19 protein-coding genes, 3 tRNA genes and 1 pseudogene are annotated in these 16494 nt (G+C 44.0%); 13 read left to right on the plus strand and 10 right to left on the minus strand.

All coding sequences use genetic code 11. The features are described 5' to 3' along the window. Positions 1–46: 46 nt before the first annotated feature. The 5 genes from QXH45_01935 to QXH45_01955 all read left to right on the plus strand — a co-directional run bounded on the left by QXH45_01935 (position 47) and on the right by QXH45_01955 (position 1873). Positions 47–664, plus strand: a complete 618-nt coding sequence (locus tag QXH45_01935) for an AAA family ATPase (GenBank protein MEM2078004.1) — start codon at positions 47–49, stop codon at positions 662–664. A gap of 1 nt (position 665) precedes the next feature. Next, positions 666–1175 (plus strand): CDP-archaeol synthase, encoded by a 510-nt coding sequence (locus QXH45_01940; protein MEM2078005.1) that lies wholly within the window; start codon positions 666–668, stop codon positions 1173–1175. A 57-nt stretch (positions 1176–1232) separates the two neighbouring features. Then, entirely contained in the window at positions 1233–1520 is a 288-nt protein-coding gene (locus QXH45_01945) for a 50S ribosomal protein L44e (protein MEM2078006.1), read from the plus strand. A gap of 2 nt (positions 1521–1522) precedes the next feature. Beyond that, positions 1523–1729 carry a 30S ribosomal protein S27e gene (locus tag QXH45_01950; protein MEM2078007.1) on the plus strand — a complete coding sequence of 69 codons (207 nt, stop codon included), beginning with the start codon at positions 1523–1525 and terminating at the stop codon, positions 1727–1729. A 59-nt stretch (positions 1730–1788) separates the two neighbouring features. Then, a tRNA-Leu gene (locus QXH45_01955) sits at positions 1789–1873 on the plus strand. Positions 1874–1956: 83 nt separating this feature from the next. Here QXH45_01955 and QXH45_01960 read toward each other — a convergent pair. The 3 genes from QXH45_01960 to QXH45_01970 all read right to left on the minus strand — a co-directional run bounded on the left by QXH45_01960 (position 1957) and on the right by QXH45_01970 (position 4631). Next, positions 1957–2607 (minus strand): hypothetical protein, encoded by a 651-nt coding sequence (locus tag QXH45_01960; protein ID MEM2078008.1) that lies wholly within the window; start codon positions 2605–2607, stop codon positions 1957–1959. A 192-nt stretch (positions 2608–2799) separates the two neighbouring features. Beyond that, positions 2800–2906, minus strand: a tRNA-Ser gene (locus tag QXH45_01965). 114 nt (positions 2907–3020) lie between these two features. After that, positions 3021–4631: a CTP synthase gene (locus QXH45_01970; GenBank protein MEM2078009.1), complete on the minus strand. Its 1611-nt coding sequence runs from the start codon at positions 4629–4631 to the stop codon at positions 3021–3023. A gap of 73 nt (positions 4632–4704) precedes the next feature. Here QXH45_01970 and QXH45_01975 point away from each other — a divergent pair, with 73 nt between their 5' ends. Continuing rightward, positions 4705–5244, plus strand: a complete 540-nt coding sequence (locus QXH45_01975; GenBank protein MEM2078010.1) for a phosphoribosyltransferase — start codon at positions 4705–4707, stop codon at positions 5242–5244. Here QXH45_01975 and QXH45_01980 read toward each other — a convergent pair. The 4 genes from QXH45_01980 to QXH45_01995 form a co-directional block, all read right to left on the minus strand. Then, a complete protein-coding gene (locus tag QXH45_01980) occupies positions 5195–6562 on the minus strand; it encodes a hypothetical protein (protein MEM2078011.1) in 1368 nt (455 codons plus the stop codon). The genes QXH45_01975 and QXH45_01980 overlap by 50 nt on opposite strands. Positions 6563–6564: 2 nt before the next feature. After that, on the minus strand, positions 6565–7563 hold the full coding sequence (locus tag QXH45_01985; GenBank protein MEM2078012.1) for an aldo/keto reductase: 999 nt from the start codon (positions 7561–7563) through the stop codon (positions 6565–6567). A gap of 9 nt (positions 7564–7572) precedes the next feature. Beyond that, positions 7573–8289 (minus strand): alanyl-tRNA editing protein AlaXM, encoded by a 717-nt coding sequence (alaXM, locus tag QXH45_01990; protein MEM2078013.1) that lies wholly within the window; start codon positions 8287–8289, stop codon positions 7573–7575. Between the two features lie 51 nt (positions 8290–8340). Next, positions 8341–8428, minus strand: a tRNA-Gln gene (locus QXH45_01995). Between the two features lie 146 nt (positions 8429–8574). Here QXH45_01995 and QXH45_02000 point away from each other — a divergent pair. After that, entirely contained in the window at positions 8575–9525 is a 951-nt protein-coding gene (locus tag QXH45_02000; GenBank protein ID MEM2078014.1) for a transcription initiation factor IIB, read from the plus strand. 5 nt (positions 9526–9530) lie between these two features. Here QXH45_02000 and QXH45_02005 read toward each other — a convergent pair whose 3' ends face one another. Then, positions 9531–9848, minus strand: a complete 318-nt coding sequence (locus tag QXH45_02005) for a translation initiation factor (GenBank protein MEM2078015.1) — start codon at positions 9846–9848, stop codon at positions 9531–9533. Between the two features lie 102 nt (positions 9849–9950). On the opposite strand from QXH45_02005, the gene QXH45_02010 reads away from it, so the two are divergent. Then, the gene (locus QXH45_02010) at positions 9951–10100 is read left to right on the plus strand and encodes a DNA-directed RNA polymerase subunit P (GenBank protein MEM2078016.1); all 150 of its coding nucleotides are present in this window, start codon (positions 9951–9953) and stop codon (positions 10098–10100) included. Here the strand turns inward: QXH45_02010 and speB are convergent. Next, complete coding sequence (gene speB, locus QXH45_02015) at positions 10093–10920, minus strand: agmatinase (protein MEM2078017.1); 828 nt, start codon at positions 10918–10920, stop codon at positions 10093–10095. The two genes, QXH45_02010 and speB, sit on opposite strands and share 8 nt — an antisense overlap. A 138-nt stretch (positions 10921–11058) precedes the next feature. Between speB and glyS the strand changes: the two genes are divergently transcribed. The 3 genes from glyS to QXH45_02030 are packed head-to-tail and all read left to right on the plus strand — an operon-like array spanning position 11059 to position 13627. Then, the gene (gene glyS, locus QXH45_02020; protein MEM2078018.1) at positions 11059–12798 is read left to right on the plus strand and encodes a glycine--tRNA ligase; all 1740 of its coding nucleotides are present in this window, start codon (positions 11059–11061) and stop codon (positions 12796–12798) included. A gap of 54 nt (positions 12799–12852) precedes the next feature. After that, positions 12853–13227 (plus strand): hypothetical protein, encoded by a 375-nt coding sequence (locus QXH45_02025; protein MEM2078019.1) that lies wholly within the window; start codon positions 12853–12855, stop codon positions 13225–13227. Continuing rightward, positions 13181–13627, plus strand: coding sequence for a hypothetical protein (locus QXH45_02030; GenBank protein ID MEM2078020.1), 447 nt, complete (start codon positions 13181–13183; stop codon positions 13625–13627). Before QXH45_02025 ends, QXH45_02030 begins: the two co-directional genes overlap by 47 nt. Here QXH45_02030 and QXH45_02035 read toward each other — a convergent pair. After that, positions 13599–15197, minus strand: coding sequence for a radical SAM protein (locus tag QXH45_02035; GenBank protein MEM2078021.1), 1599 nt, complete (start codon positions 15195–15197; stop codon positions 13599–13601). The genes QXH45_02030 and QXH45_02035 overlap by 29 nt on opposite strands. A gap of 69 nt (positions 15198–15266) precedes the next feature. Between QXH45_02035 and QXH45_02040 the strand changes: the two genes are divergently transcribed. Then, the gene (locus tag QXH45_02040; GenBank protein MEM2078022.1) at positions 15267–15926 is read left to right on the plus strand and encodes a DUF47 family protein; all 660 of its coding nucleotides are present in this window, start codon (positions 15267–15269) and stop codon (positions 15924–15926) included. 29 nt (positions 15927–15955) lie between these two features. Then, a pseudogene (gene endA, locus QXH45_02045) lies at positions 15956–16474 on the plus strand (tRNA-intron lyase). Positions 16475–16494: the final 20 nt, after the last annotated feature.

A 16494-nucleotide genomic window follows, 5' to 3' on the forward strand; every position in this document is an offset into this window, starting at 1 on the left:
CCTTTAACCATTATAATGGTTAATATTCTCTACCTTATAATAACTAATGGGGGTCATCATAGGAAAGGAGCATTTAGAGTTGTTGAAGATTGTTGAGAAATCCGACATGAGCTTATTTTACGGTGTAGCTGGTGCTGGAAAGACAACGCTCCTTTTAACAATGGCTAGGTATTTTTGTAAGCAGAAAGGACCTTGCCTTTATGTTTCAACCGAGGAGACTTTGCACTATGAGAAAGTTAGTAGATTCGCCGAGGAGTACCAGGAGACATTGTTCACCGAGATATACGATTTGGATAAACTCGTTGAACTCTCTTTTTTCCTCGGCTTATTGAACTTCAAGATTGTGTTTATAGATAGCATAAACTCTTTGTATAGAGTCGTCGCCTACCAGGAGGCAGCTCTTCCCAAGTTTTCTTTTCTAATGGGTTTAATGAAATACTTGGCACATAAAGGCGTGTTGAAAGTTCTTGCATCAGCCCAGGTGCGGGCAGGGGATGAGGATATTGAAGCATCCGGAATGTCTCTACTTGATTACTATTTTGATATCATATTTCAAGTCGGGCTAGAGGAGGGGAAGAGGTTTTTGAAACTCGTCAAGCCAATGCATAAAAAACCCGTTGTTGGATACTTTGAGATAAGCGATAAGGGGGTTGAGTGGGTTTAGCGTGTTCGAGGAATTCGCCTTTTGGATTGTAAAATACTATGTCCCAGTCATGGTTGCTAATGGAGTCCCGGTGCTTGTAAAGGGTTCTCATAGAGTGGATTTCGGTAAGGAGTTCTTTGACGGTAAACCCGTATTCGGGTCTAATAAGACGTGGGAAGGGTTGCTTGTTGGAGTATGTTACGCGTTTGTCGCCGGCTCACTGATATCTATTGCTACTGGCGAGGAAGTGATCGCGTTGCTTGGAGGGTTTGCGGGTTTATTCGCTTTGCTGGGTGACTTGGCAGGAGCATTCGTCAAGAGGAGATTGAATATTAAACCGGGCGATCCCCTGCCTATTATTGATCAATTGGACTTTGTGTTTTCTTCGACATTATTATATCTTGCATTACGCGTGGAGGAAGTCGTTTCGAAGCCTTACTACGTGCTTATCACATTTTCCATAATACTGGCTCTTCACGTGGTAGCGAATAACATTGCCTTCTATATGGGTTTAAAAGATAAGAGATGGTAATATTTTTAACAGGATTATAACGTTAGAATGGTTAATTGATGGGAAAGGTGTTTACGGATGAAGATACCTAAAGTGATAACGACGTATTGTCCAAAGTGCAGGACGCACACGGATCACTCGGTAGCGATATACAAGCATGGTAAAAGAAGGAGTCTTGCAGAGGGAGAGAGAAGATATGCTAGGAAGAAGAAAGGATATGGTTCAAAGAGGAAACCAGAGCAGAAGAGATTTGCCAAGGTAACAAAGAAAACAGTGTTGAAGCTCAAGTGCACTAAGTGTGGCTACACATTCCACACCGAAGGTATTAGGTTGAAGAAAGCAGAGCTCGTAGAGGTGGGTAAGTAGTCATGAGGAAGAGAAAGCTCCTTATCCCTCAGCCTAAGAGCAGGTTTTACAAGGTCATATGCAAAACATGCGGTGCTGAAAATGTGGTTTTCAGCCATGCATCCTTCCCCACTAGGTGCAAAGTTTGTGGAACTCAGCTAGTACAGCCGACAGGAGGACGAGCGCTCATATTAAAGGATAAATCAGAGATAATCGCCGAACTCGGCTAACTTTTCTCTCGTCAACACGTAGCCACTATTATCTTACATTATTACCATTGTAAAGTAATGCGGGGGTGCCCGAGCTTGGTCAAAGGGGTCGGGCTCAGGACCCGATGGCGTAGGCCTGCGTGGGTTCAAATCCCACCCCCCGCACTCACTACTCCCGGTTCGTAGGAATCCGTCTATAAAAGGCTTAGCAGTTATGTCGATTTCTGCTTCCGTCAAGTCGTAGAAGTTTAGGATTGTTCTTCTGACGGGGACTCACGGTTAGTCGACCTAGTAGAACCTTCTTTTCTCGCTCTGTTTGCTTTCTGCTGCATGCTATGCTTCAATTCCTCTAATTCACGTTCCAAATTGCTGAGCTTGTTTCTTAACCCCTCCAGCTCCCTCTCTTTTTCGTTCAATTTCTCAATAGGATCGAATATCACATGGTCTCCAACACTACATCGTAGTCTTCCTTCTTCATCTATCCTGAAGGACTGCCATCCATGCTGGGGACACTTGATTTTTCCACTCTCTCTCGAGAATTCCAAACCAGACATTCTCTCGTAGATTTTGTAAATAGTTTCGTCAGCCCTTTCACTCCCTGCATCAGCGGCTTTGTCCTGCCCATGCACTATCCATGGAGGAATTCCCAGGGTCTTAAGGAAATCCGGAAGCCGTTCGTAGGGTATTGATATCCTGCCGAGCAGACCCGGTAATTCGATATCAACTCTCCTTGCCCGATCGAGGTTTTCAATAATCCTCAACCCTTTGAACTCTTCCACACTCTTGTGAACTTGTTTCAATACAATTATTAGGTAAATGAATAGCCCAAGGGCTATTGTAACTATAACTCCTGCTGCTATTATGATTGTAGGAAGGAGTTCTCCGATCGCCCCATCCATTAGCTCTCACCCCATCCATAACCTAGCTTGAAGATAAAGCATGAGAGATACGGCATGATGTCTTGAGACTAAATAGATATGGTGAATCCATATTCATATAAAAAGTATACATTAGAGACCCACCGTTATTATTTTAATATTTCATGGAACGAGTATATAAGTATTCATGTAAAAGTATTTTCGAGAAATTAGCGCCGGGGGCGGGATTCGAACCCGCGTGCCCCGCAGGGGGCAGTGGGTCTCCCGGGAGAGCCGGAAAGTCTCGAGCCCACCCCCTTGGACCACTCGGGCACCCCGGCTTCACGAATTAATATGGTCATAGGCTTTATTAACATTAAAATCTTGGCGGAGTTAAAAACCGTCTAAGTGCTGGGCCTCTCTTAAAAATACCGCCTTTTTCCTCACTAAACAATTTAATTCGTGTCAACGTTGGAAGCCAAGTGCCTTATAAAGTACTTGTAGACCGGGCTCGGTCTCAACGGCCTACTCTTGAACTCCGGATGTGCCTGAGTTCCAATGTAGAGCTTCCGAGTATCGTTGAGTTCAATTATCTCTGCAAACCCCTCTTCGCTCCATCCGCTAATTCTAAACCCTGCCTTCTCCAATAGCTCCACGTACCGTGGATTCACCCCGTACCTATGTCTGTGCCTCTCGTAGACCTCGGGTGCGCCGTATATTTTCCAGGCCCACGAGTTCTTCTCAACAATGATCTTCTGGTCACCTAGTCTTAGAGTTCCCCCGATCGTTGAAACACTCTTCTGGCTCGGTAGTAAATCGATCACCGGGTAGGGAGTGGCTGGGTCCAGTTCCGTGCTGTTCGCCCCAGTCAAACCAAGCACATTTCTAGCAGCCTCAACAACCATCAATTGCATCCCGAAGCAAATGCCCAGTACGGGCTTTCCCTCTTCCCTCAGCTTTTTGATAGCCTGGATTTTCCCCTCACTTCCTCGCTTGCCGAAGCCGGGCAGTAGCACTGCTCCATCGTTATTCAGCACCTCATCAGGGCTTTTAACACCGTGTTCAATCTCGGTTGCTTCATACCAATTTAAAGTAAGCTTGACCCTCTCCCATGCTGCTGCATGTCTTAATGCTTCAACAATGCTGATGTAACTATCCCTTACTTTGGTATACTTTCCTATCAAGGCTATTCTAACTTGCCTGACGGATTCCTCGTAGTGCTTTATAAACTCCTTCCACTCATCGAGTCTAATATTTCTTCTCTTTGGCAATCCCAGCCTGTTTAACACATAGTCGGCAACTCCCTGCTGATGAAGAATCAGGGGAACCTTATACACGAAGTCGACATCAGGACTACTGAAAACCGCATTCAACGGTACATTTCCAAATAGGGCTATCTTATACTTAGCTTCCTCATCTAAAGGTGAAACAGACCTTACTATGATACCATCGGGTTGAATACCTATCCTCCTCACTTCTTGAATACTGTGCTGGACAGGTTTGGTTTTCACTTCACCGCTTGAAATGACGGGAGCTAGTGCTACATGAAGGAATAAAGTGTTTGAAAACCCCTCCTCAACTCTAAGTTGCCTAATAGCCTCGAGGAAGGGCAGTCCTTCAATATCACCCACCGTTCCACCGATCTCCACTAACACTACATCGGCCCCTGAATCCTTCGCAACAGATTTTATTCGGTCTTTTATTTCATCAGTAATGTGTGGAATTACTTGAACGCACTGACCCAAGTAGGATCCTTTCCTCTCCTTATTGATAACTGCGTAATAGATTTGGCCGGAGGTTATGTTATTCGCCTTCGACAAATCCGTGTTTAAAAACCTCTCGTAGTGTCCGATGTCTAGATCCGTTTCCCCCCCATCATAAGTGACAAAGACCTCTCCATGCATGTAGGGGTTCATCGTCCCTGCGTCGACATTCAAATACGGATCGATCTTAATTGCGGTAACGTTGAATCCGGCATCTTTCAATAATAAGGCTATTGAGGCGGTGGTGATTCCCTTCCCCAGACCCGATAGGACACCGCCAGTAATGAATACATACTTGACCATGAGCCCACGCGATCCTATGGGGATTATTAATTTATAAATTTACCCTTTCATAGAAAAATCTATGGCTGCTTCATTGAAATATAGATATATAGGTTGGCTTGAGATTCATAGAGCTCTATCAGTCTTAGCGGAACAGGTGCGCCGAAATTACCAACCAGACACTATAATAACAATAGTAAAGGGAGGATTAATTCCCGCTAGAATAATCGGCGATTTACTAGGAATTGATGAAATAGGCTACGTTGGAGTGAAATTCTATAAGGGAGTTGAAAAAAGGGGTGAAAAACCATTCGTAACCTTCACCGCCCTCCCGAGGCTTGACTACAAGAAAATTCTCATAGTGGACGATGTCATTGAATCTGGGAGGACAATCAACACAGTGGTTGACTTGGTTTCAAAGTATAACTACTCTGGGTTGAAAGCCCTTGCGCTGTTCGTAAAGCCATGGAGCCCGGTCAAACCCGACTATTATTACGAGGTCGTTGATAAATGGGTCGTGTTTCCCTGGGAGGTTTGCGAGACTCTCAGAGAGGGCTTGAACATATCCCAGGTTATGGAAGACCCTACAGTTCTTGATTACTGCACGGTCTCCGCGGGTGGAGGAGAGCAGTAATAGTAATGTATCCGAAGAAAGTTAGAATGATGCTGTACAAGAGATAGGCTTCGTCTGGAAACACCATCAACGATATTGAATCCAGGAATTTGATCAGCGAGTAATTGGGATGCTCTATGTGTGCGTGAGCCCACCAGCTGATGGGAAACATGAAAAACCATACTATAGTGAGTAAGTGATGAGTTACAACTAAGGATTTCTCTTCCAGCCGATTCTCCATTGAAAATAGGTATATAAAAATGTAAGCCACCATTGGCGTGAAGTACTGATAGTTAACTCTCCAATAAGTCGTTAAGAATATCAAATAGGAGACGAGAATATTTTCGAGCAAGAATTTATCGTTGATTTTTTCCACGGCGATCTTCTGTGCCAGGAATCCGTGGAGGATGAGTGCGGGAATCCACCAGTATTCAGTGATCCATGCGAAGTCTCCGCCACTCGTTTTGTTTAAATAAGTTGCAATATTTGAGAATCCATTGAAACTATAGCAAAGGGGCAGAGTGTAGCCGGGGGAACTCGTGGAAAATAAAACTTCGAGATGGATGTACAAGCTCCCGGGGCAGAATAACTCAAATGGCAGGTAAGGTGTAAGCAAGCCGGTTAAGAAACCCAAAATTCCTGCGGCCAGGTTCCGATATGTCTTGATGAATGGTTTAGACGTGTAGATTAGGATGACAATGGCTGGGAATAAAACATTGGGCTTTATGGAGACTGAAACTCCGGCCAACATTGCGGGAATGAACGCGTTAAACACCACTCTATTATCCTCTTTAAACCTCAGGTATGCTATTATTGATGTTAATTGAATTGAGAGAGCAACAGAGTCGAACATTCCATATATGGATGAGACGTAAATAGTAACAGGGTTTAAGAAGTATAGAAATGCGGCGATCAGAGCCTTTCTGATCGAATAATACTTAACTATTGAGAATATCAACACCATCGACAGCGTGTCGAAAAATATGAAGACTGATTTCGACGCCACTATCCAGTCTATCGGAGCATAAACATAGTAGACGCCACTTCTCCAGAACGTTACCACGGGGGAGGGAGCAAGCATTCTAGGGATTGAGAGGAGAACGACTAGAAAAGGCCCATAAGGATACGGCCACGGGTAAGGCCAATTCTCCGAGATTGCATTTTCGGATGTAGTGTGCTTGAAGAAGCAAAGGGTTTTTGATAGAAAAGTATCAGTGAAACCCGCAAACTGCGGTATATCGCTACCTGTAGTGTATGGGGCTAGCGAGTATCTGACAACTAATCCAAGAATAATAATAACTATTAGGCAAACAACAGGGGATTCTCTGAGATTTTTCAAAATCAAATACCCCGCATCACGGAGACGAGTATCTTCTGGAAGAGCCGAGGAATAGAGACTAGGGGAGTGGGCTGGCGGTATTCTAAACCCCAGTAGCCGATATATTTCTGGGATACGTTATTTAGAGGGATTAAGTCTTCTTCACTGAGGCTAAGAGATAATGCCTTAGAGTACTCGATCACTCTAGAGGGATTCGAAGTGCCTACCACAGGAACAGCGCCTTGATGAATAAGCCATGATAAGGCCATTGTAGCCTTCGTAACACCGTACTTAAGGGCTAATCCCTCCAAGGCGTTCTGGAGATCCACGTCCGTCGATGCAGCCTTGAATACTTTATCGGTTTTCTGTGCAAGAGTCTTAGCTCGAGCAACTCCGGCCAAGGCCCCCTTGGCTAATGGACTCCACGCCATCAGTGTCATATTATGCTTTAGTAAAAAGTCCTTCAGCCCGTTTTCAACTACTCTGTATGCAAGACTATATTGGACTTGATCCGCTATGGGATCTGTCTTCTTAACGCATTCCAACGCCTTATCTAGTTCCTTTAGACCGTAGTTGGAGAAACCATATGCATAAACATACCCCTGGTTAACCAGGCCTTCTAAGGCTTGAGTAGCCCTGCAGACTTGCTCTCTATCCCTTGGGGGCCAGTGGTGAAGTATAATATCCGGGCGAAACCCCAGTCTTTTATGGCTATTTCTAAAGGCCTTAAGGAACTCCTCGAAACAGGGCTTTCTGAACCCGGCGATCTTAGTTATAACTACGAATTCTTCTCGCGCTTCCAACTTGTGAATAGCTTCCCCGACAAGCCTCTCTGAGCTGCCGTTTCCATAGATTTCCGCAGTATCGATAAGATTTATACCGTTACTTCTTGCAGCCTCTAAAATCCTTGCAGCCTGTGCAACGCTGAGGGACTGCCCCCATAATCTCGATGAAAACTGCCAGGTGCCAAGTCCTAGACGACTCGCTTTAACTCCGTGTAAGTCGAGCACTGTTATGCCCAAGACACCACCCTATGGTTTTACTGTGAAATACAGCCTCTTCTTGTTTTTCCCCTTGTTTTCGAACTTGAGTATTACTATCTCTCCTATCTCCAACGTGTTCTTAACATGTGGCCCCCCATCGGCTTGAATATCTACGCCCGGTATTTCCACTATTCGTAGCTTTTCAATACTAGGCGGCATTTTTGACGCTAGCTTTACTATGCCAGGTATCTTTAAGGCTTCATCCCTGGGCAACCAATAAATCTTGACTTCAAACCCTCGCGAAGCAATTTCATTGGCTTTTTTCACAGCTTGTTCGAAAAGCTCCTTTTCAAAAGACTCTAGACTATAATCGTCATAGCCGTATTCTTCCGTTATATTGCCTCCCGTGATTAAGGCTTTATAATCATTGTACATGATGGCGGAGAGAATATGGGCGGCAGTGTGAAGTCTCATGAGCTTATATCTTCTGTTCCAATTCAGTCTCAGATGAACTTTGCATCCCACCGGTATATCTACTTCCTTTTCAAGCTCGTGAATAACTTCACCTGTCTCCTTGTCGATAAACACGTTAGTGACGAGTTTTTCAACGTCATCGTATATAATCCACCCGGTGTCATTGTCTACACCACCGCTTCTTGGATGAAAAATAGTTTGGTTCAGGATGATCTTATTTCCCTGAACCCTTATTACGTCGGCTTCTATTTCTTTAAGGTATGAATCATACTGGTACAGCAACTCGGTCAAAACGATACCCCATTCATTATAATATGTGGTAAATATTATAATTTAAGAATATAGCCGGGCGGGGATTCGAACCCCGGTCGCGGGGTATCTCCCCTTCTGGACCAAAGCCCCGCATCCTTGGCCGCTAGACGACCCGGCTGTCAATAGAAAATATATATGAAAAGGGTTTATAATCTTCATTTTCAGGCAGATTATTTAAAAATCCTTTCCACGAGAAATTTTTTAAGTATTGCTAAAGGTTTATAAGGGGATTTTTGAAAAAGTTATTAGAGCTGGTGTTTCTTTATGGAAGATAAACCCGTAGAAAGCAATTCTACAGAGACTGAGAAGAATATGAAGCAAAAAGGAGAGTGTCCCCAGGAGAAACTTGTTTATGACAGCGAGCACGGAGAATACGTTTGCCTAGAGACCGGTGAGGTCGTTGAGGAGAAAATAATTGATGAGCGTCCTGAATGGAGGGCTTTTACTCCAGAGGAGAGGGGGCGTAGGGCTAGGACGGGAGGTCCATTGACGACAACTGTTCACGACATGGGATTTGCTACCGCGATTGACTACTCTAACAAGGATGCCGCTGGAAGGAAATTGATGGGTAAGAGACAGGAGTTAATCAAACTAAGGAAGTGGCAAGCCAGGACGAGGATATTAACTAGCATGGATAGAAACCTGGCTCAAGCGATGAATGAGCTTGAAAGATTAGGTGATCTCTTAAACCTTCCATCCCACGTTAAAGAGGAAGCCGCTAGAATCTACAGAGAAGCGGTTGAGAAGGGGCTTGTCAGGGGTCGAAGCATTGAGAGTGTCATCGCCGCGGCCGTTTATGTCGCATGCAGGGAACTGAAGGTCCCCCGATCTCTCGACGAAGTTTCAAAGCATACGAGGATAGGGAGAAAGGATATCGCCAGGTGTTATAGACTACTCCTCAGAGAACTCGACATCAAGGTGGGTACGACGGACCCCGTTGACTACGTACCGAGGATTGTACATGCGCTAGGGCTTCCGGGCACGGTTGTTAAGAGGGCTACTGAACTCTTGAATATTGCGAGAGAGCACGGGGTAACGGGGGGTAAGGATCCAGCCGGCCTCGCCGCAGCAGCTGTATATGTTGCTGCTTTGGAGATAGGAGAGAAAAGAACACAGAAAGAAGTAGCTCATGTTGCAGGTGTAACAGAGGTCACCGTGAGGAACAGGTATAAGGAACTTGCGAAAATATTTGGATTAGACGCCAACGCTATTTAAAGCCTTCAGTCTAGAATCAATATGTTCTCGGGTTGAAAACCGAACTCTTCAATCAGTATTTGTTTCACCCTATGCCTATGGTCTCCTTGGAGCTCTACTCTTCCCTCCTTAAAGGTTCCACCTGTTGCCAGTTTTGTTTTCAAAGTCTTAGCTATCTGCTTGAGAAGATTCTTATCGTTTGGCAACCCCTCTATGATTGTGACCTCTTTACCAAACTTTCTCTCATCCAGTCTAATCTTAATAACCTGTTGCTCTATAGAGAGTTGCTCACATAACTCTGGAGGTAAACCACCACATAGGGATTCATCAAGACTCGAGCACATCACCATATCCAACCTATTCCGAGTTGTGTCTATTAATAATATCTGGCACTCCCTTAAAAATTTATAATAGGTTCTCGCATTCTGGATAGCTTGGGTGAGCATTTGGTAAAGTATAAGTGTGGAAAATGCGGATACGTCTTCGATCCTGAGGAGATGAGGGTTTTCGGGCGCGGGAAAGTCAAATGTCCGAAATGCACTTACGAAATAGTGTATAAGCTTGCCAAACCATACAGGCTCGTAAAGGCTATATAGAGCGGTTATAGGTTTTTTCTAGGGCAGATATCTCGAGAATGATCTTACTAGCTAATATACTCGTAACATCGTTTACATCTACTAATGGGTTAACCTCTACTATATCAAAGCCGACAACCTTATTGCTTTTCTCATATATTATCTTTAGGAGCGAGAGCAGCGTAAGCGGATTCAATCCCAGAGATTCTGGGTTTCCAACACCTGGAGCGAAGGAGGGGTCAATCACGTCAATATCCACGCTTATGTAAGTGCGCCCGAGTCCTATGGTATCAAGTCTCTTAACCACTTCTTCCTGCTTCATGGCTTCTAAAACGTTGAGAACCGTCACCTCCCCATCCTTCAAGAATTCAAGTTCTTCTTTACTATACGCTCTTGAACCGATATGTATTACATTGACATCCAGGTTCTCCACGATTCTCCTTAGAAATGTTGCATGGTTAAGTTTTGAGTTCAAATACTCGTCTCTTAAATCTAAGTGTGCATCGAAGACTACTAAAGAATCTATTTCTTTTCTCAGCCCTCTGATGATTGGGTATGTTAAGAGGTGTTCTCCCCCGATGAAGATTAAGAGGCTTCTCGGGTATCGGCTCCTGATACCTTTTGCGGCGTCTTCGATCAACTCAAGACTCTTCAGTGTATCCCCAGGTGGAAGTATCAGATTTCCCAGATCGTTAAAACAGTCTTCCTCCAAGAGTAAGCCTGTTAGAATACTGTAAAATTCTATATTGCATGCGACTGTTCGAATGTGGTCTGGAGCGAATCGGGATCCTGGCTTAAAGGTTGTCGTCGAGTCAAACGGGATGCCTAATAGGGTCCACATGGATTCTCCTCTAGGGAGGCAGGCGAAAGGGATTGACTCTTGTATAAATATTTTCCATGGCTCCATAATCTTCCCGTGTTGGTATAAATGCTTTTATAAAGTTAATTAAATTATTCTTCAAAAAATGGAGGGTTTTAGGTGAAAAACGAGGAAGTGTTTGATATCGTAATGGATCTCGCGAGAAGAAGAGGGTTCTTCTGGGGTTCCTTCGAAATATATGGTGGAGTAGCAGGTTTTTACGATTATGGTCCGTTGGGAGTTTTGCTCAAGAGAAGGATCCAAGACCTCTGGTTAAGGTATTTCGTCTATTCGAACGACATGGTAGTCGAGATCGAAACTCCCATAATCAATCCACGTGTAGTTTTCAAGGCAAGTGGGCATGAAGAGAGCTTCACCGACCCTGTCACTGAGTGTTTAAAATGCGGACGAGTTTACAGAGTTGACCACTTGTTGAAGGAAGTCCTTGGAGTCGAGACTGAGGGCCTCTCTCCCGAGGAATATTATAGGATTATGTCAGAGAACAAAGTTAAGTGTCCAGTTTGCAACGGGGACCTCTCTCGACCTTCATATACTCTTCTCTTATTCAAGACCGAGATAGGACCCTATAAAGGCCTCCCGGCTTATCTGAGGCCTGAAAACGCTCAAGGAATGTTTATTAATTTTTCAAACATATTGAGGATCGCTAGGAACAGACTTCCTCTTGGAATAGCTCAAGTTGGGAAGGTAGCTAGGAATGAAATCTCCCCTAGGCAAGGATTACTCAGGCTTAGAGAGTTCACGATAATGGAAATCGAGTTCTTTTTCGATCCGGAATCATTCGATGACGTGAAAGAGTATTTGAACAAATACGTTTTAGAGGAAAAAATAAACGTTCTAACCGCTGAAGAAAGGGAGAAAGGTGTGACGGAGGCCAAAACCATTACCATTGGAGAACTCGTCGATAGCGGCGTTGTGAAAACGCCTTGGCTAGCATTTTGGATGAGTATTGGGAACAAGTTCCTCAGGGAGCTAGGGATTGACCCGGGGAGGATACGCTTCATAGAGAAGCTATCGAAAGAGCGGGCTCACTATTCAGCACAAACATTCGATCAGGAAGTTAAAACCGAGAAATATGGGTGGATAGAAATAGCTGGCTATGCCTATAGGACAACGTACGATCTTCAAAGGCACATAATGTTTAGTAATGCTGATCTAACATTCTTTAAGAAGTTCGAAAAGCCCATTGAGAAGATCGTGAGAAAGGCTGTTCCCAACGTTTCAAAATTGCGAGAGACTTTGGGTGATAAGTATCCTGAAGTCATGAGAGAGTTAATGGAGAGAGACCCTGTCGAGCTTCTCGAGGAGCTGGAGAAAAGAGGCTTTGTTGAGTCCAACGAAATGAGGCTTGGAAGAGATCTATTCATAATCAAGGAAGAGATCGAGAAAGTACATGGGGTGAAGATCATTCCACATGTAGTAGAGCCGTCATTTGGACTTGAGAGGTTACTGTACGTTGTCCTAGAAAACTCGATAAAGATCAGAGAGGGGAAAACTATTCTTTCCCTCTCTCCTAAGATAGCACCCTACCATGTTGCAGTTTTTCCCCTCGTAACAGGTTCTCGACCAGAGCATAGAAAGATAGTTGAGCTCTCTCGAAGCGTCTTTAAAGAACTCTTGGATGCGGGATTGAACTGTATCTATGATGACGACGGAAGCATTGGGAAAAGGTATGCAAGAGTTGACGAGATAGGGGTACCATATGCTGTAACGATTGATTATCAGAGCATTGAAGATGGAACAGTGACTGTTAGAGATAGAGATACTATGCTTCAAGAAAGAGTTCATTTAAACGATTTGAGGAAGTACTTGTTTGAGAAACTCCGGCTTACTGTTTTTTAACCAGCTTTTTCTAATCTATTTATGAATGATACATAAGCTGAATGGTGGATCATCATGAGCGAGGGTGAGTCTACTAAAAATGTTCAAGAACCGCAATCCAAACCGGATATCTCGAAATTAGTATCAATAATACCTCCTGCCTCGGAGCTGAAGAAGAAGAAAAAAGTTCTAACTGAGAAAAGACTGAGAATAAGGTATGACGAGACGTTAAGGGAGCCCATTGCCAAGATTCCGAAACCGATCGCTGAGATGCTCAGTATTACCGATGGAGACTCGGTAGAAATCGTTGTCGCAGGCAAGAAAAAGTTCATGTTCAAGGCAATTCTAATAGATTCTCAGGAAGAGAACACTATATATGTATACCCTGAAGAGCTGAAACTGAATGGGGTGGCAGATAATAGCATCGCAACCCTCAGAAAGTCGAAATGACAGTTTCAGCGAAGAATCAATTTATTCTAGGATAAAACTACTAGTGGATAAGTATGAAGAAATCCTATCCCAAGCCAAAGTCGCGCCAGGATATGTTGGAGTAGATGACAATAGGATCAGGATCTTCCTGTCGCAGCTTGACAAGCTATTGGAGGATTCGAAAACCCTGGCGTCGGATATTGTGGAACACGTTGGCAACTACTCTTCGAGCGAAGTAGGAAGGCTTATCCGAGCCTACTACAATTACTTACGAGTCGTTGGCGTGCCTTACCTAGTGGATTTGTTAGAGGAGCTCCGGAATAAACTAGTCGAATCCAATTGTAAGGATTGTGTGGAGAAGGCTGAAAGCCTAATAACCGGGTTTCGCTCGCTTATGGACACTCTAAGACCTCGAGTATAACTCCCTTAACAAATCTTGGAGCCACATCTGTGATTAAAACCCTAGCCTTGCATCCATTAATAGCCTCAATACTCGAGAGAGCTTTTTCGACAAATATGACTGGACCATGTCTAACGGGATAACCATATATTTTCCCATCTTTCTCCAACATGTATGCCTCTAAAACCTCACCGAGAAACCTCTGTTTACTCATGAAGTTGTATCGTTCAATAGCTTTCTTCATTGCGAGCGTGATTTCCTTATTGAACGAGGGACGTAGGTTCTTGACCGCGAAGGAGGTCTTGGGCAATTGAACATACTTGTAAAGCGTGATTTTCTCCACGCCAGCCCCAGCTAGGTCATTTATAATGCTTAACGTTTTACGATAAACTCTCGAGTTCATCAAAGGCAAACCATACATTAAGTAAACATATGGCCTCAGTCCATGTTCATGTAATAGTTTTGATGCTTTAATCACATCCCTGGGATCTATGGGTTTACCCAGCACGCGTTGGTTATATTCAGCGTCGCCGGTTTCACAACCTATATGGATAGTTGTCCCCTTCAAGTACTTGCCCAGTGTGGATGCTACCTCCTCGTTTACGAGGCAAGCTTTAATATTTTCAACACTGATCACAACTTTTCCACTCTCGACTTCTTTGATAGAGAATAATTCGTTCAGAAGAGCCTCTATGGCTTCTATGTTGGCCGGCGGGGAACAGGGATCGGTCATGGGAAGGATATGAGCGATTTCGCCTCTTTTATAATCTAGAAAATCAGGCGCACTTAAAACTATTCTTCTCGCCCCATTACCAATAAGCTCTTCGACCTCATGTCTAATCGCGTTGGGGCTTCTAGACCTTGGGGGACCGAATAGACTTGGCACGTTGCAGAAACCGCAACCCGGGGGGATGTTGGCAGGGCACTCCAATCTTAAAGCGTAAGTCCCTTTCCTGCATCTCATACATTTTAGGCAACCCAGGGTCTGCAGAAGGGGTCTATAGAAGTTGCTACATCCCCTGACTGCTTCAACATAAATCCTGTAGATAGACGGCGGATTGTACGACAAGTGGAGCTTTGTCCACGGCTTGATCTCGTTGATCAACTCTAACGGGGCGGGAACCGGTCCAGTTGTCTCAACTATCTTTGACCCATTCCTGTAAATCAGGGATGGGACGCGGCTCTCGTCGCATTTCTCTTTAATTACGCAATCTAGGAATTTCTGCAGCGGGACTTCGCCCTCTCCCACTATGATGTAGTCGGCCCCAGGGATTTCCTTCAACAATTGATGGCCTTCAACACTTATAGGTCCGCCTATTATTATTTTTCCTTTGAAACCTTTTCTCCGCATTTTTGAAACCAGTTTTTGAATTGCATGCTTGTCGCTCGTCATACCAGAAATGAATACATAGTCGAAATGGAGATATTCGCGAGTTTTATTGAAAACTTCTTCAAAAGGCTTCAGAGAAACGTTGTTTTCTTCCTCTAGGATCCCTGCCACTATTCTAGGACCTGCTCCAACTACGTCGAATGTCGAATATCTCTCGCCTTTTGCCCTGGCCAGCGCATCAACTACTAGAAGATTTTTCAAAACGGATCACTCTTTAAAATGCTATTCTTAAATACCCTCAAATAAATTAGTAGAAAACGGGGAGAGGTAATGAGTGAGGTTGAAAACGGTTCATTGGCAGAGTTAACGGCGATCGAGTATTTAACAAATTTTTCGAGGATCATAGATGAAGCGGCAAGGCTCATAGACCACCTAGTTAACGCTTACGTGGAAGGCAACGATATCCACAAGCTTTACGAGAGGTTTAGAGAGGTTAAGACAAAAGGCGAGGAGATGAGAACAATAGTCATGGAGTATCTTGTGAAAAGCAGTGAAGTGATGAGGTATTCGCGAAGCTATATCGAGGTAGTCTATATTTTCGAGAGGATAATTCAGCACTTAGACGGCGTAGCCTACAGAATAGTTCTTTTGAAAGACAACAATGTTATCCTTGACAAGGATCTCGTATCTACAATACGAGTCATGGGTAGCATTATTAGAAAACAAAGAGATATACTGGAGACGGCTTTGTCGAAACTAACTGGTGCTCCCAGAAAAATCATGGCCGATTTGAACGAGATAATCAAATTGGAGGAAGAGGCCGACGACTTATTCAGGAAAAGTACCTTTCAAGTGTATTCTAAGCTATCGAACAATCTGACAGGCTTGATGGTTCTGAAAGATATTATTGAGTATCTTGAAGACGTGTGCGATGATTTAAGAAGTATCGGTGAGGAAATACGCTACCTGGCGCTAGTGAGGGGAGTCTAAAAGGAGAGTTATGCAGGGCCTTTCTACTACATAATAGAGCTGTGATTTTAGATTACAAATGTGCTAACGAAATATATTGGAATGGGTATTACGGCTCCTTCTTGGGAGTCGTGAAGCCTAGGGAGAAAGATATCAACAGTCCTCTAGAGTTATCACTTATCGAGGCAACGTACCTCTTGGAGACAGGCAGGATTGAATTAATTTACTCGAACAGTAAACTTGATTACAATAGACTATATGAATGGAGTCGTGATAGGATAGAACGGTTTGAAGAACTCTACACTGTTTACCGAGATCTGAGGAAAAAAGGGTTCATAATCAGGAGAGGCTTGAAGTTTGGATGCGACTATCTCCTATACAGGCTCGGACCAGGGATTGATCATGCGCCTTTCGGAGTCCAGGTTTACAAGTCTGGGGAGCAGATAGATCCTATCGAGCTGGTTCGCATGGGCCGGCTTCTCCACTCTGTTAGAAAAAAACTCATAGTGGCAATAGTTGATGATAAGGGTGAAGTTTATTATCATATCTTTAACTGGTGGAAACCATAGGCTAACCTATTTAAATGTTT

The sequence above is a fragment of the Thermosphaera sp. genome, from assembly GCA_038827615.1.
Taxonomy (GTDB): domain Archaea; phylum Thermoproteota; class Thermoprotei_A; order Sulfolobales; family Desulfurococcaceae; genus Thermosphaera.

What these genes read in the sequence shown, in the direction of transcription:
- QXH45_01935 (MEM2078004.1), top strand. Translation starts at nt 47, where the DNA reads ATGGGGGTCATCATAGGAAAGGAGCATTTAGAGTTGTTGAAGATTGTT.
- QXH45_01945 (MEM2078006.1), top strand. Translation starts at nt 1,233, where the DNA reads ATGAAGATACCTAAAGTGATAACGACGTATTGTCCAAAGTGCAGGACG.
- QXH45_01950 (MEM2078007.1), top strand. Translation starts at nt 1,523, where the DNA reads ATGAGGAAGAGAAAGCTCCTTATCCCTCAGCCTAAGAGCAGGTTTTAC.
- QXH45_01960 (MEM2078008.1), bottom strand. Translation starts at nt 2,607, where the DNA reads ATGGATGGGGCGATCGGAGAACTCCTTCCTACAATCATAATAGCAGCA.
- QXH45_01970 (MEM2078009.1), bottom strand. Translation starts at nt 4,631, where the DNA reads ATGGTCAAGTATGTATTCATTACTGGCGGTGTCCTATCGGGTCTGGGG.
- QXH45_02000 (MEM2078014.1), top strand. Translation starts at nt 8,575, where the DNA reads ATGGAAGATAAACCCGTAGAAAGCAATTCTACAGAGACTGAGAAGAAT.
- QXH45_02005 (MEM2078015.1), bottom strand. Translation starts at nt 9,848, where the DNA reads ATGTGCTCGAGTCTTGATGAATCCCTATGTGGTGGTTTACCTCCAGAG.
- speB (MEM2078017.1), bottom strand. Translation starts at nt 10,920, where the DNA reads ATGTGGACCCTATTAGGCATCCCGTTTGACTCGACGACAACCTTTAAG.
- QXH45_02025 (MEM2078019.1), top strand. Translation starts at nt 12,853, where the DNA reads ATGAGCGAGGGTGAGTCTACTAAAAATGTTCAAGAACCGCAATCCAAA.
- QXH45_02030 (MEM2078020.1), top strand. Translation starts at nt 13,181, where the DNA reads ATGGGGTGGCAGATAATAGCATCGCAACCCTCAGAAAGTCGAAATGAC.
- QXH45_02040 (MEM2078022.1), top strand. Translation starts at nt 15,267, where the DNA reads ATGAGTGAGGTTGAAAACGGTTCATTGGCAGAGTTAACGGCGATCGAG.